At 67.1% G+C, this 14,608-nt stretch carries 9 protein-coding genes; 4 read left to right on the top strand and 5 right to left on the bottom strand.

Annotated elements, in window-relative coordinates; translation table 11 throughout:
• Nucleotides 1-49 precede the first annotated feature (49 nt).
• Nucleotides 50-1,156, top strand: coding sequence for a Gfo/Idh/MocA family protein (locus EDF69_RS08890; protein ID WP_132883596.1), 1,107 nt, complete (start codon nt 50-52; stop codon nt 1,154-1,156).
• Nucleotides 1,157-1,283: 127 nt separating this feature from the next.
• Here EDF69_RS08890 and EDF69_RS08885 read toward each other — a convergent pair whose 3' ends face one another.
• From EDF69_RS08885 to EDF69_RS08865, 5 genes are all read right to left on the bottom strand, one after another.
• Complete coding sequence (locus EDF69_RS08885) at nt 1,284-4,502, bottom strand: TonB-dependent receptor (protein WP_239555395.1); 3,219 nt, start codon at nt 4,500-4,502, stop codon at nt 1,284-1,286.
• Nucleotides 4,503-4,684: 182 nt separating this feature from the next.
• Nucleotides 4,685-6,316 carry a GH35 family beta-galactosidase gene (locus EDF69_RS08880; protein ID WP_204991346.1) on the bottom strand — a complete coding sequence of 544 codons (1,632 nt, stop codon included), beginning with the start codon at nt 6,314-6,316 and terminating at the stop codon, nt 4,685-4,687.
• Nucleotides 6,317-6,354: 38 nt separating this feature from the next.
• A complete protein-coding gene (locus tag EDF69_RS08875) occupies nt 6,355-7,671 on the bottom strand; it encodes an MFS transporter (protein ID WP_132883598.1) in 1,317 nt (438 codons plus the stop codon).
• 1 nt (nt 7,672) lies between these two features.
• Nucleotides 7,673-8,884: a D-mannonate dehydratase ManD gene (manD, locus tag EDF69_RS08870; RefSeq protein WP_132883599.1), complete on the bottom strand. Its 1,212-nt coding sequence runs from the start codon at nt 8,882-8,884 to the stop codon at nt 7,673-7,675.
• An 8-nt stretch (nt 8,885-8,892) separates the two neighbouring features.
• Entirely contained in the window at nt 8,893-9,174 is a 282-nt protein-coding gene (locus tag EDF69_RS08865) for a hypothetical protein (RefSeq protein ID WP_132883600.1), read from the bottom strand.
• Nucleotides 9,175-9,288: 114 nt separating this feature from the next.
• Here EDF69_RS08865 and EDF69_RS08860 point away from each other — a divergent pair, with 114 nt between their 5' ends.
• The 3 genes from EDF69_RS08860 (at nt 9,289) to EDF69_RS08850 (ending at nt 14,604) form a co-directional block, all read left to right on the top strand.
• Complete coding sequence (locus EDF69_RS08860) at nt 9,289-11,388, top strand: alpha-glucuronidase family glycosyl hydrolase (protein ID WP_132883601.1); 2,100 nt, start codon at nt 9,289-9,291, stop codon at nt 11,386-11,388.
• 34 nt (nt 11,389-11,422) lie between these two features.
• Nucleotides 11,423-12,655 (top strand): SGNH/GDSL hydrolase family protein, encoded by a 1,233-nt coding sequence (locus EDF69_RS08855; protein ID WP_204991345.1) that lies wholly within the window; start codon nt 11,423-11,425, stop codon nt 12,653-12,655.
• A 98-nt stretch (nt 12,656-12,753) separates the two neighbouring features.
• Nucleotides 12,754-14,604 carry a M1 family metallopeptidase gene (locus tag EDF69_RS08850; RefSeq protein ID WP_132883602.1) on the top strand — a complete coding sequence of 617 codons (1,851 nt, stop codon included), beginning with the start codon at nt 12,754-12,756 and terminating at the stop codon, nt 14,602-14,604.
• The last annotated feature ends 4 nt before the right edge of the window (nt 14,605-14,608 follow it).

Below are 14,608 nucleotides of genomic sequence, written 5' to 3'. Positions count from 1 at the left end.
TGTGCGTGCGCCTTCCCGATCGATCGACCCGAACGCCAGGGAGCCTGCTATGGAAGTTGCACGACGTGATCTCATCCTATCGGCCGCCACACTCGCCCTCAGTCCCCGCGCCTTCGCGGCCGAGCGCCCGAACCGCCCCTTGGGCTATGCGATCGTAGGGCTCGGCTACTACGGCCTGAACGTCATCATCCCGCAATTCGCCAATTGCGAGCACAGCCGCCTGGCAGCGGTGGTGAGCGGCGACGCCGCCAAGGCAAAGAAGGTGGCCGCCGAACACGGCCTGTCCCCGCGCTCCATCTACTCCTACGCCAACTTCGACAAGATCCGCGACAATCCGGACGTCGACGTCGTGTATGTCTGCCTGCCTAATTCGATGCACGCCGAATATACGATCCGCGCCGCCCAGGCGGGCAAGCACGTGATGTGCGAGAAGCCGATGGCCGTCTCCGTCGCAGAGTGCGAGGCGATGATCGCGGCCTGCAAGGCCGCCAACCGCAAGCTGATGATCGGCTATCGCTCCCACTTCGAACCGTTCAACCTGGAGGCCATGCGGCTGGCGCGCGCCGGTGAAGCAGGAAAGATCCGCTACGTCCGGTCCGAACACGGCTTCGTCCAAGGCGATCCATCGGCGTGGCGGCTGAAAAAGGCGATGGCGGGCGGCGGCTCGCTGATGGACATGGGGATCTACAGCCTGCAGGCCGCGCGCTACATGACCGGCGAGGAACCCGTGGCGGTGACCGCGCGGGAGTCGACCGACCGCAAGGACCCGCGGTTCACCGAGGTCGAGGACATCCTCGACTGGACGCTTGAGTTCCCCTCGGGCGCGATCGGCAGCTGCCAGTCCATGTACAGCGCCAACCAGAACCACATCCTGCTGATGGGCGACAAGGGCCGGATCGAGCTGGAGCCGGCGACCCGCTACGACGGCCAGCGCATGTGGTTGGGCAAGGATGGACGCGAGCGCGAGGTGACGCCGCCGCCGGGTCCGGGCAAGACGCAGTTCGCCGGCCAGCTCGACCATCTGGCCCAGTGCGTCCGCACCGGCCGTGAGCCGATCGTCTCGGGCGAAGAAGGCCTGCGCGACATGCGCATCGTCGAGGCCATTTATCGCTCCGCCCGCGAAGGACGGACCATCCGCCTCGACCGGCGCGGCTGACCTGCGGAGGGCAGCGCGCGAATAGAAGATCGGCGGACCACCGGCGCGTCCGCCGGAGCGGGAACCCCGGAAACGACAACGCCGCCTCGAGGGGCGGCGTTGTGCATTTTAAGTCTGGTACCGGCGTTTAGAAACGTCCGCGCACACCCACCAGGACGGTGCGGCCCGGGTTATATTCGTTGAACGTCGCATTCGGGAACTGGAAGTACGAGCTCTGCGCTTCCTTGTTGATGTTGATCACGTTGACCACGATCGTTGGCAGATAATCGTTGCCCAGGATCTTGCCGAGATCGATGTTGCCCGAGAAATCGAGCTGACCGTAGTTGCGACCGATGATCGCGGCCTCCGGGATGCCGTTCTGGTTCAAGCCCGAGTTCACCGAGCCTTCGTTGTAGGTATACGTCAGGCGCGCCGACAGGCCGTTCCCTTCATAATAGCCGGTCAGCGTGTAGGTGGTCGGCGACACGCCTAGGGCGACCGGCGGCACGGTCCCCTCACCGCGCTGATCGATCAGCGTCAGGTTGCCCTGCACGCCGAAGCCTTCGACGCCAACCAGGCGCGTGACGAAGTCGAGCGGCTGGGTGACCTGGAACTCGAGCCCGTTGACCTTGAGCTTGCCGTCCGCGTTCACCTGCTGCTGGATCTGGATCGGAACCTCTTCGGGCCGGATACCTGCCGGGCCGGCGCGATCGATCAGGGCCTGCTGCTGCGCGGCCGTGAGTGAGGCGAAGGTGATCCCGAACGGTGCCAGCGTCGAGAACGGCACGGTGGTGAGGCCGTTGACCGTGAAGCCGGTGATCGACTTGCGGAATGCCGCAAACGCGATCACGCCCTCGCCGCCCGTGTAATATTCGAAGCCGAGATCGATGTTGTCGGAGATGTACGGATCCAGCTCGTTGTTTCCGAGCGTACCCACGTCCGCCGACGGCGAGGTGAAGCTTGCGCCCGGCAGCAGCTGGTTGGGATCCGGACGCGTCATCGTCCGCGAGATCGACGCACGCGCCACCGCCTTGTCGCCGAAGCTGTAGGCGATGCTGGCCGACGGGAGGAAATTCGAATAGAGGCGCTGCGTCCGTGCAAAGTTCACGATCGTCGGATAGCAGGAGCCGTCGAGTTCGAACGTCGGGCTCGTTCCCGGGCAGGTGACGCCGCCGCGAACGTTCAGCGGGTTCGGAATGGTGGTCCGGCCGCCGACCCGCTGGTCGGTGCGGACGTAGCGGAGGCCGCCGTTCAGGCGCAGCGTGTCGCCGTCGCGCACATCGAACACGCCGTTCATCTCGACGAACGTGCCGGTCACCTTTTCGCGGATCAGGCCGCCATTGGCGCCGCTGCTGCCCGAGCCGGTTTCGGTCGCGCCTGCAAGCAACTCCTCATAGCCCGTGGCATTCTTGAACTTGTTCCAGTCCACCGTGACGAAGCCGGCACCGGTGGGCATGAGGAAGCCCGGCACTGCCGCAGTCGGGACGAGCGAACCGCCATAGCTGAGCGGCGGCGCTCCGGCCGAGAAGCCGGTGCCGTAGCCCGGATAGGTCGGGTAGCCCGGAGGAGCCACCGTACCGGGCAGGTTCGCGCCATCGCAGACCGGCTGCCGGTTCGGTCCAGGAAGAACGACGTTGGGATTGTTGCCGCAGACCGCGGCTTGCCACGGATTGGTGTTGTCGAACGGCGTGATCCGCCGGCTGGTGTCGTCATAGGCGGCACCGACCCGGACGCTGAACCGGCTCTCATCGCCGAACAACAGGCTGCCGCGGACGCCCTTGGTCTCGGTCTCGCGTTCTTCGCCGTTCAGGTTCAGGCGACCGCCACCAGCCCAGCCGAAGTTGGTCGGATCGTTCAGGTCGATGTTGGTCGAAATGTCCGGAATGCCACCGTCGTTGGTGTAGTTCACGGTCACGCCGCTGCTGGGCTGCGTGATGACGAGCACCGTCGGGCTTTCGCGACGGAAGGTGCTCTTCGTGTAGTTCGCCTGCAGGTCACCCTTGATGAAATCGTTGATCACGAATTCCATGCCGGGATTGACGCCCCAATAGTCTTGGCGATCCTTGTACGGGCGGTACTCCAGGAAGAACTGCGAGTTCGCGAAGGTGCCGCCAGTGACGGTGCAGCCGTCGGAGCAATCGCTCTTGTCGTAGGTGGTATTCAGCGGGATGGCGGCGCCGTTGCGGACCGCCCAGTTCATTGCCGAACGCTGGAAGTCGGTGTCCCGCTTGGCGTACATGCCATCGACATAGAAGTGCAGCGCATCGCTCGGCCGCCATTCCACGGACACCAGGCCATTGTAGCGAGTGCGTTCCCCGATCTCGGTACGCGGGCGGCCAAGACGCGGCAGCAGGCCGTTGTCGAGTTGCTCGATCGTGGCGCCCGGGTTGTTGGCGAGGAGAAACGCCTGGTCGATCACCGTGCCGGGGGTCAGGCCGTTGCCGGCGTTGACGGGGACGGTGCCGGGGATGGTCCAGTTGCCGCCGCCGGTGTTGTTGCGGGTCGGGCTGCTGCTCTGCGCGGCGGTCAGGTTCGGGTTGGTCCAGCCGATCGTCTCGAAGCCGTCGACCCGGAAGCGGTTCTTGACCGCCGCGCCGCCGACAAGGATGCCGAAGTCGCCGAACGTGGCGCTCGCCAGGACGTGCCCACGATAGCCCCACTTGTCGGCCGAGCTCACCTTCGAACCCTGGAGGCCGTAGCTGATATAGGGCTTGGGATTGTCGAACGGCCGAGCCGAGCGCAGGTTCACGGTACCGGCAGCACCGCCTTCGATCTGGCTGGCCGTGGGCGACTTGCTGACGGTCAGCTGCGTGAACAGCTCGGTCGGGATCAGGTCGAGATCGACCTCGCGGTTCGTGCTCTGCGCATCGAACCGCACGGACGCGATGGCAACCGGCGCACCGTTCAGCAGCACGCGCGTGAAGTTCGTGCCGAGGCCGCGGATCGCCACGTTCGCGCCTTCGCCCGTCACTTCACGGCTGATGGTCACGCCCGGGATGCGGTTCACCGACTCCGCGATGTTGGTGTCCGGGAACTTGCCGATATCCTCGGCGAAGATCGTGTCGGTGAAGCCGATCGAGTTGCGCTTGGCGTTGGTCTGGCTCTGCAGGGATGCGCGGTAGCCGGTGACGACGATGTCTTCATTGCCGGTGGCAGAAGGGTCCGCCGGTGCCTGCGCCGTGTCGTCGATCGCAGTCGGCTGCGTCTGCCCGGCGCCGTCCTGGGTCGGGGCGCCGGCTTCCGTGGTCGCGCTGCTCGAGGAAGAGGCGGTGGGCTCTCCCTGGGTCTGGGCCATTGCAGGCCAGGCGACGGTGGTAAGCAAAAGCGCGGCAAAGCCGCTCGCGCGGCGAATCGGTACAGTCCGCATGGGTTCCTCTCCCTGTGAAGCCGGGGCGTGGACCGCCCTCGTTTCTGGATGTGCTATGCTTTACTGGTAGCGCTACCCAGCGCAAGCACGTTTTTTACCCGACGTAGCTGTCGATGTCCGCATTGCAACCCGGTGTCACCTTGCAGACACGACAACCTCTTCGGCCCCCCGCCGGCGGCACGTCACCGGTAGCGGTACAAACGTACTCTCTGGATCCCCCATTGCCCCGCCGGCAGCCGGATGTGGCGCCCCTGGTGCGTCTGGTCGCCGTTCAGCAGGCGTCCCGCCACCCACTGACCGGCGGCGTTGAACACGCCCTCTTCCGCGCGCTCGATCCCGGCAAGCGACGGCCCCTCCCCCGCACCGGCGAACGTGACCGTGATCCCCTGCCCCGCGATCAGATACTCGTCCGCTCCGATCTGGATCACCATCCCGCCATAGCCGGCGGTCTCCGGCGTCATCGCAGGCCGCTCGATGTCTGCGAAGGCGACGGTGAAGCGGTAGTTGCCCACCCGCCGGACCTGCGGCTCGTAATCGAGCGAATCGTCGTAGCGCTGCCGCGGCTTGAAGCCGGCGAGCCGGTCGCTGCCCTGCGCCTGCAGGATGTGTGGCTGGAGCTGTTGCAGCACGCCATATGCCGCCCCGAGTTGGCCCGGCGCGTCGTCCACGGAGTCGATCGAGAACGGCCCGAAGCCGATCGCATCCCGCTCGCCAAAGGCATAAAAGGCGTTGGCCGGCACGATCGGATTATCGGCGTTGTGCGCCTCCGGCACGAACAGGGGATTGTCCGGCCGGTGATAGCGATCGACGATCTGGGTGAAGTTCGAGAAATAGATGTCGGGCGCGAGCAGGTCGATCGAGGGCGCCCCTGCCTTCCACACGTCGATCAGGTGCGGCAACGGGCCGCCGCTCGGATATTGTCCGGGAGCGCGCCCCGGCCGGTTGAGCGCGACGTTCACGTACATCGGCAGCGCATAGGCCGCCTTGCCCGCGCGGGCGAGCGCATCGGCGAAGCGGGCATAGTGCCACGCGGTGAATACCTCCGCCGCCGCATCGCCGTCGCCGAACAGTTCCGTCCAGCTGCCCTGGGTGCGGGCACCGCGCTCCAGCCACATCGCCTTCATCTCCGGCACCAGCGTGTCGCGGTGCTGGACGAGATAGGTGGTGAGCTCCGCCGGCACCGGCTGCGCGAAGGCTGCATTGGCAGCGGGGGAATAGTCCCGCGCCACGGGCAGCATGCCGATCTCGTTCTCCACCTGCACCATCACGACGGTGTTCCGGTCGCCGTCCACCGCCTTCAGGTGCGCAAGCATCGCCGCGTATGCGCGGGCATCCGCTCGGATCATCTCCTCGCCAAAGGTCGACAGGATCTCCACCGACTGCCCGTTGGGCAGCCCTGCCCGCGGGAAACGCGCCTGATCGCGCTTCACCCAACCAGGCACATAGGTGGACATGGAATTCTTGTAGGCGCCGAACCAGAGCAGCACGAGCTTCAGGTCGTTGGCGCGTGCCTCCCGGATCATGGAGTCGAGGCTTGACCAGTCGAACCGCCCCTCGACCGGCTCGATCAGCTCCCAGGATACCGGCGCGAGCACCGTGTTGAGGTTCATCGCGCGCAACTTGGCCCAGTGCGGCGCCATATAGGTCGCGCTGGAGGCCGCCGAGTTGCTCAGTTCCCCCGCGATCAGGAGCATCGGCTTGCCGTCGACGATAAGCTGCGTCGCCTCGCCATTGCGCTCGAGGCGCGGCGTTTCGGCCAGAACAGGCGTGGCGATGAGGAGCGTTGCACCCAGGCTTGCAGCGATATGCTTCACGTCAGTTCCCTTGTTCGGTCGGCGACGGCGGAGAAGGCTCATTGCGCGATCTTCACGTCGCGGTAGCGCGGGTTGAGGAGGTGGAAGACCAGCAGCGCGACCAGGTAGGCGACGCCGCAGGCGACGAAGAACGGGCCGTAGCTGCCGACCTTGTCGAGCAGCGCACCCAGCGTCTTGGAGGCCAGGAACCCGCCGACCGCGCCCGCAAAGCCGCCCAGGCCGATCAACGTTCCCTGGGCATAGCGGGGGAACTGGTCCCCCGGCAGCGCGAACAAGTTGGTCGAAAAACCCTGGTGCGCCGCGCAGGCGAGGCCGATCAGCGCGACGGCGATCCAGATGCTGCTCGCCTGTGCCGCAAACATCACCGGCAGGGCGAAGAGCGCACACACGAACATCGCGCGCTTGCGGGCGCTTCCCGCGGAGGCACCCCGCTTCAGCTGGCGCGACGAGTACCAGCCGCCCGCCACCGCACCCAGGTCCGCCAGGATGTAGATCGCGACGAGCGGCGGGCCGAAGCTCTTGAGGTCATAGCCGTAGCGGGTGTGAAAAAAGTCCGGCAGCCAGAAGAGGAAGGTCCACCATACCGGATCGATCAGGAAGCGGCCGGCCATATAGGCCCAGGCCTCGCGATGACGCAGCACGGACAGGAAGCCTGCGCGACCGTTGTCGTCCGCCGGCTCCGCCTCGATCCAGGCGCGCTCCTCCGTCGTGATGCGCGGATGGCGACCCGGCGGATGATAGAGGCGCCACCAGGCGACGAGCCAGACGATGTTGAAGAGGCCGGTGACGATGAACGCCCAGCGCCAGTCGAGAACCAGGTCGGCGACGATGAAGCCGACCAGCAACGGTGTCACCACCGCGCCCACGTTCGCGCCGGCGTTGAAGATGCCGATCGCGAGTGCGCGTTCCTTCTTGGGGAACCATTGCGAGGCGGCGGCGAGCGCGGAGGGATAGGTCCCCGCCTCCCCGAACGCGAGCGGGATGCGGGCGACGACGAAGCCGGCGGTAGAGGTGACCAGCGTCTGCGCGAAATGGCCGACGGTCCAGCTGCCCATCGCCAGCAGATAGCCCCATCGCGGCCCCACCCGGTCGATCAGCCAGCCGAACAGCAGGAAGCCGACGCCATAGAAGACCTGGAAGTACCCGGTGATGTCGGCATAGCCGGAGTTGGTCCAGCCGTAGAGGCCTTGCAGCTGCGGCTTCAGCACGCCCAGCACCAGCCGGTCGATGTAGCTGAGCACGACGGCGGTGAAGAGGAGGCCACAGATCACCCAGCGGATGCGCCCGCGCGGCGACCGCACCGCGTGCGCGGCGGTTTCCGGCGCCTGTGCGGCGGCCTGGGTGAACTCGCTCACTTCACCAGCTCCACAAGGTACCGTCCTCCAGCCGGTTCACCGGCAGAAAGGCGCGCTTGTACGCGTGGGTGCCGGCCAGTTCCTCGTCGATGTCGACGCCCAGGCCAGGCTTGTCGCCCGGGTGCATCAGCCCGTTCGCGAAGGAATAGGCGTGCGGGAAGACGCGGTCGGTCTCCTCCGTATGCGGCATGTGCTCCTGAATGCCGAAGTTCGGGATGGAAAGGCCGAAATGCAGCGCCGCGGCCATGCAGATGGGGCTGAGGTCGGTCGCGCCATGACTGCCCGTGCGCACCTGATAGAGGTCGGCGAGCGCCGCGATCCGGCGCATGTGGGTGATGCCGCCGGCATGGACCACGGTCGCCCGGATATAGTCGATCCACTGGTTCTCGATCAGCGTCTTGCAGTCCCAGATCGAGTTGAAGATCTCGCCGACGGCAAGCGGCGCGGTGGTGTGCTGGCGGATCAGGCGGAAGGCGTCCTGGTTTTCGGCCGGGGTCGCATCCTCCAACCAGAAGGGACGATAGGGCTCCAGGTCCCGGCCGAGCCGCCCCGCCTCGATCGGCGTCAGGCGGTGGTGGATGTCGTGCAGCAGGTGAACGTCCCAGCCGAGTTCCTCTCGCGCGACCCGGAACAGCTCGGGGACGACGCGCAGATATTTGGAGGTCGACCACACGCTCTCGCTCGGCAGGTCCGCGTCCGCAGGCTCATAGCGCTCGCCGTGCTTGGCGACGCCATAAGTGGAGGGCAGCCCCGGCACGCCGCATTGCAGGCGCACGGCCAGGTACCCCGCATCCATTGCCGCCTTGGCTGCCGCGATCGTATCGTCGATCGTCGTTCCGTTCGCATGGGCATAGACCATGCACCCCTCACGCGCTGCACCCCCGAGCAACTGGTAGACGGGAAGCCCCGCGATCTTGCCCTTGATGTCCCACAGCGCCATGTCGACCGCCGCGATCGCGGTCATGGTGACCGGCCCGCGCCGCCAATACGCACCCTTGTAGAGATACTGCCAGATGTCCTCGATCTGGTGCGCCTCGCGCCCGATCAGGCAGGGCACCACATGCTCGGCTAGATAGCTGGCGACCGCGAGTTCCCGGCCGTTGAGCGTGGCATCGCCCACGCCGGTGGTGCCGTCGTCGCACTCGATCTTGAGGGTGACGAAGTTGCGCCGGGGGCTGGTGACGATGACGCGGGCTTTGACGATCTTGGGCATCGGGTTCCTCAGGCGATTTTGAGCACGACGGGTTGGAGGCCGCGGCCGTTCGAGCGGGTCAGGATATGCAATTGGCGGATGCGACTGCCTCGCGCGTCCCATCCCGCAGCCGGAATGCGTGTGGATTGCGAGTTGCGCAGTGTCGCGATCGGACGCGCGCCAGAGGAGATTCGATCGCAGCCATACTGCCGGGCGACCGCTTCGCCCGCGCGGCTATTGAGGATCTTAGAGCCGCAGCGCGCCAATGGCTGGCGGTCGCTCCGCTCGATCTTCCATTCTGCGCGCGTCACGATCCGCTCCCGGTTGCGGCCTCCGTCTTGCGCGGCTTGCCTGTTCAACTGATACCGTTACCATGGCCAGCGACGCAGCGGGCTGTCAACCGCCGCGCACGGGGAGAGCGAGGAATGAAGGCAATGAGGACGCTGGTGCGCGCCAGCGCCATCGCGGTGACGGCAGCCCTGCTGACGGCACCGGCCGCCGCGGAAGACGGGTACCGCCTCTGGCTCCGCACCCAGGCGCCGGTCGAGGGGCCGATTGCGATCTCCCGCCTTGGCGACACCCCCACGCTGCGGCTCGCCGAAGCCGAGCTTCGTCGTGATCTGCCCGCAGCCGCGAACCTGCCGGTATTGGTAGCGCTGGCAAGCGACCCCTCGGTTTCGGCGCTCCGTCTGCCGGTCGCGGACCTCGGCAATGAGGGCTATCTGGTCCGCCCCGTCTCGCTCGGCGGGCGTCCGGTGCTGTTGGTCACGGGCAACACCGATCGAGGGGTGCTGTATGGCGCCTTCGCGCTGATCCGCCATGCCGCCAGCGGCGGGCAGATCGGCAGTGCGACGCTTCGCTCGGCACCCAAGGTGAAGCTGCGCGTCCTCAACCATTGGGACAACCTCGATGGCACGGTGGAGCGTGGCTATTCGGGCGAGTCGCTGTGGGACTGGTGGAAGCTGCCGGACTACCGCGATCCTCGCTACACCGACTATGCCCGCGCCAATGCCTCCATCGGCATCAACGGCACAGTGCTGAACAACGTCAATGCGAAGGCGGACAGCCTCACCGCGCCGTATATCGCGAAGGCAGCGGCACTGGCCGACGTGTTCCGTCCCTGGGGCATTCGCGTCTATCTCTCCGCCCGGTTTTCGGCACCGATCGAGATAGGCGGCCTGAAGACCGCGGACCCGCGCGACCCTGCCGTTGCGGCCTGGTGGAAGGCGAAGGCGGACGAGATCTATCGCGCCATCCCCGACTTCGGCGGCTTCCTCGTCAAGGCGAACAGCGAGGGGCAGCCGGGTCCGCGCGACTATGGCGCGAGCCATGCGGATGGCGCCAACATGCTCGCTGCGGCGGTAAAGCCGCATGGCGGCATCGTGATGTGGCGCGCCTTTGTCTACGCCGACACCGATCCGGAGGACCGCGCCAAGCAGGCCTATACCGAGTTCAAGCCACTAGACGGCAAGTTCGCCGACAATGTGATGGTGCAGGTGAAGAACGGCGCCATCGACTTCCAGCCGCGCGAGCCCTTCCATCCGCTGTTCGGCGCCATGCCCAGGACGCCGCTGATGATGGAGTTCCAGATCACCAAGGAGTACCTCGGGCAGGCGACCCACCTCGCCTATCTGGGACCGCTGTTCACCGAGGTGCTGGAGGCGAAGACCGGGCGCGGCAGGGAGACGGTGGCGAGCGTCGTCGATGGCGAGAGCGAGCGCCACCAGCTGACCGGCATGGCCGGCGTCGCGAACATCGGCGACGATCGCGACTGGACCGGGGGCACGTTCAACCAGGCGAACTGGTACGCATTCGGACGGCTGGCATGGGACCCGTCGCTCGATGCGGCGGCCATAGCACGCGAATGGGCGCAGCAGACGTTCGGCACCGATCCGCGGGTCGTGGACCCGGTCGTCGACATGATGATGCGCTCGCGCGAGGCGGTGGTGGACTATACCGGGCCCTTGGGCCTCGCGCACGTCATGGCGACCGGACATCATTATGGGCCGGGACCGTGGGTGAGCGAGCTGCAACGGCCCGAATGGAATCCCGTCTACTATCACCGCGCCGATCGCCAAGGGATCGGCTTCGACCGCAGCCGGACGGGCAGCAACGCGGTCGCGCAATATGCGCCGGCGGTGGCGAAGCTCTATGCGAACCCGCGCACAACCCCTGAGAGCGAGCTGCTGTGGTTCCACCACCTCCCCTGGGACTATCGCCTGAAAAGCGGCGAGACGCTTTGGGAGGGGATGGTGCGCCGCTACGACCGCGGCGTGGCCACCGTGGCGACGATGCGGCGGGAGTGGGACGGACTGCGCGCGCTAGTGGATGCGGAACGCTGGGAGAAAACGGCAGCTTTCCTCTCCATCCAGGAGCGCGAGGCGCGCTGGTGGCGCGACGCGAGCCTTGCCTATTGGCAATCGGTGAACGGGCTGCCGCTCCCGGCCGGGGTAGCGGCGCCCGAGCACGACCTCGCCTGGTACAAGGCGCAGAGCTTCCCCCACGCGCCCGGCAATCCGCATTGATGCGCCACCAACCCCGGCATTGAGGAACCACCCGATGGCAACAGCTTGGAAGACGACGATTGCGGCCGCCGCCCTTCTTCTGGCGGGCGGCGCCGCCGACGCGCGCACCAGCGCCACCCGCTGGATCGCGACCTGGGGCTCGGCACAGATGATCCCGGAGGGCGAGAATGCGCTGCCGGCGGATGCGACACATGCCGTCACCCTGCGGCAGGTGGTCCGCCTCTCGGCAGGCGGAGGCGAGATCCGCGTGCGGTTTTCCAACCGCTTTGGCACGCGTCCGCTGCCGATCGGCGCCGCGCAGGTCGCCCGCGCGGCAAGGCCGGGGACGCCCCGAATTGAAGGCGGCGTGGCGCTCACCTTCTCGGGTCACGCCGATGCGGTGATCCCCGCCGGGGCGGAAATCTATTCGGATCCGGTATCGCTGAACCTCGCCCCCGGCGCGGACCTCGCCATCAGCCTCTACCTGCCCGAGGCACCGGAACCGCAGACCGGCCATCCGGGCGCGCGCGCGACGAGCTTCCTTCTGACCGGCCAGCATGTCGCGGACACGGACCTGCCCGGCGCGCGGCCCACCACCCGGTGGTACCTGATCGCCGACGTGGAGGTGGCGGCCGCAACGAACGTCGGCACGGTGGTGGCGATCGGCGACTCCATCACGGACGGCTATGGTGTCGAGCCGGAGCGGAACACCCGCTGGACCGACGTCTTCGCGCAACGGCTGCGGAGCGAAGCGCGGACACGAGGCATCGGCGTGGTCAACGCGGGGATCGGCGGCAACCGCATCCTTCTCGACGGCCTCGGCCCCAATCTGATGGCCCGCTTCGACCGGGATGTGATCGCCCGCAGCGGCGTCCGCTGGGCGATCGTGCTGGAGGGGATCAACGATCTCGGCACCCTCACCCGCGACGCCCCAGCGACCCCGGAGCAGCATCGCGCGCTGGTGCGGCAAATCACCGCCGCCTACCGCCAGCTTGCCGAGCGTGCGCACGCCCATGGCATCAAGCTGATCGGCGGAACGGTCATGCCGTTCGGGGGCAACAGCTATTATCATCCGGCGCCCGAACTCGAAGCGGCGCGACAGGAGATCAACCGCTTCATCCGCACCTCCGGCACGTTCGACGCGGTCATCGACTTCGACAAGGTGATGCGCGACCCGGCCCAACCGGATCGGCTCGCCCCGGCGCTCGACTCCGGCGATCATCTCCACCCGTCCGAAGCGGGCTATCGGAAGATGGGCGAAGCGGTGCCGCTGGGCCTGTTCTCATAGGCGCACGCGCGAGCGGGCGGAGCGCAAAGTCGCGCCGGCCCTTGCGCGCGGAGCGGTCAGCAGCGACACGTGCGGCTTCACCAGAACAGTGGATCCCCATGCGCCGCTTCCTCCTTGCTTCCGCCCTGCTCGCCGCGCCCGCCATGGCCGCGCCGGACGCGCCCTCGCCGACCCTGACGACGCCGGATGCGCGCGACGTGCTCACCTATGCGCGTCCGGAGATCGCGCGGGTGACGCATGTCGACCTCGACCTCGTCGCCGACTTTGCGAGCCGCACGATGCGGGGCACCGCGACCCTCGACATCCTGGCGCGCCCGGACGCGCGCGAAATCGTGCTGGACGACAAGGGGCTGGTCATCAGCCGCATCACCGATGGAGCGGGGAAGCCGCTCAAATGGACGGTCGGGGCGGAGGACCCGTACAAGGGCGCCCCGCTGACCGTGGCGATCGGCAAGGCCCGCCGGATCGTCATCACCTATAGCTCGCGCCCCGACGCGCGGGCGCTCGGCTGGCTGCCGCCCGAGCTCACCGCCGGCAAGCGCAAGCCCTACCTGTTCAGCCAGGGGCAGGCGATCAACAACCGCAGCTGGATCCCGACCCAGGACAGCCCCGGCATCCGTCAGAGCTGGAGCGCGTCGATCACCGTGCCGGCCGATCTGGTGGCGGTAATGAGCGGGGAGAGGCTGACGCCCGAGGGCGAGGCTGCCGGCGAGGGCTTGCGCCGCTATCGCTTCCGCATGGACCGCAACGTCCCGCCGTATTTGATCGCGCTTGCGGTCGGCGACATCGGCTTCCGGGCCGTGGACGGCCGCACGGGCGTCTTCACCGAGCCCACCGATCTCGACCGGACGGCGTCCGAACTGTCCGACACGGGCAAGATGGTGACCACTGCGGAGGCACTCTACGGCGCCTACCGCTGGGGCCGCTTCGACGTCCTCGTCCTCCCGCCCTCCTTCCCATTCGGCGGCATGGAGAACCCCACCCTCACCTTCGCCACCCCGACGATCATCACCGGCGACAAGTCCAACGTCGACGTGATCGCGCATGAGCTGGCGCACAGCTGGTCGGGCAATCTGGTCACCAACGCGACCTGGTCCGACAGCTGGCTCAACGAAGGGTTCACCACCTATTTCGAGAACCGCATTGACGAGGCGCTCTATGGCAAGGAGCGGGCAGCGACGCTCGCCGACCTGTCGTGGGACGATCTCCAGCGCGACCTGAAGGAGGCGAAGCCCGAACAGACGCGGCTGCATGGCGATCCGGAGGGGACCTTCGGGCAGCTCGATTATACCAAGGGGTCGACCTTCCTGCGGACGATCGAATACACGGTCGGACGTGGGCGCTGGGACGCCTATCTGCGCTCCTACTTCGACCGGCACGCCTTCCAGCCGCAGACCAGCGCCAACTTCCTGAAGGACCTGCGCGCCAACCTCATCCGGGGCGATAGCGCCCTGGAGGAGAAGCTGCAGCTCGACGCGTGGGTGTACCAGCCCGGCCTTCCGGCCAATGCGGTGCATGTGAAGTCGGCGACACTCGCGAAGATCGACCAGATCCTGGAGCGCGTGAACGGCGGCGCGCCATTTGCTTCGATCGATGCGAGCCGCTGGTCGACGCAGGAGTGGCTCCGGTTCCTGAACGGCCTGCCCCGCCAGCAGAGCGCAGCACGCCTGGCCGAGCTCGATCAGGCGTTCCGGCTTTCCACGTCGGCCAATGCCTACATCCGCTCTGCCTGGCTCGTGCTCGCGATCGGCAATCGCTACCAGCCGGCGATCGCCTCGGCCGAACAGTTCCTGCCAAGCGTCGGCCGCAACCTGCTGATTACGCCAGTCTATCGCGCGTTGAAGGCGCATGGCGACTGGGGCATGCCGGTCGCACGACGGATCTTCGATAAGGCACGCGCTGGCTATCACCCTGTGACCGCGGGAGCGATCGCGCAACTGCTGGGTTGAGACA

Origin of the sequence: Sphingomonas sp. JUb134 (genome assembly GCF_004341505.2) — a bacterium.
Lineage (GTDB): Bacteria > Pseudomonadota > Alphaproteobacteria > Sphingomonadales > Sphingomonadaceae > Sphingomonas.
This window is presented reverse-complemented; position numbering and strand designations above follow the sequence as displayed.

Coding starts and splice junctions, on each gene's coding strand:
- EDF69_RS08890 (WP_132883596.1), top strand. CDS start 50: ATGGAAGTTGCACGACGTGATCTCATCCTATCGGCCGCCACACTCGCC.
- EDF69_RS08885 (WP_239555395.1), bottom strand. CDS start 4,502: ATGCGGACTGTACCGATTCGCCGCGCGAGCGGCTTTGCCGCGCTTTTG.
- manD (WP_132883599.1), bottom strand. CDS start 8,884: ATGCCCAAGATCGTCAAAGCCCGCGTCATCGTCACCAGCCCCCGGCGC.
- EDF69_RS08860 (WP_132883601.1), top strand. CDS start 9,289: ATGAAGGCAATGAGGACGCTGGTGCGCGCCAGCGCCATCGCGGTGACG.
- EDF69_RS08855 (WP_204991345.1), top strand. CDS start 11,423: ATGGCAACAGCTTGGAAGACGACGATTGCGGCCGCCGCCCTTCTTCTG.
- EDF69_RS08850 (WP_132883602.1), top strand. CDS start 12,754: ATGCGCCGCTTCCTCCTTGCTTCCGCCCTGCTCGCCGCGCCCGCCATG.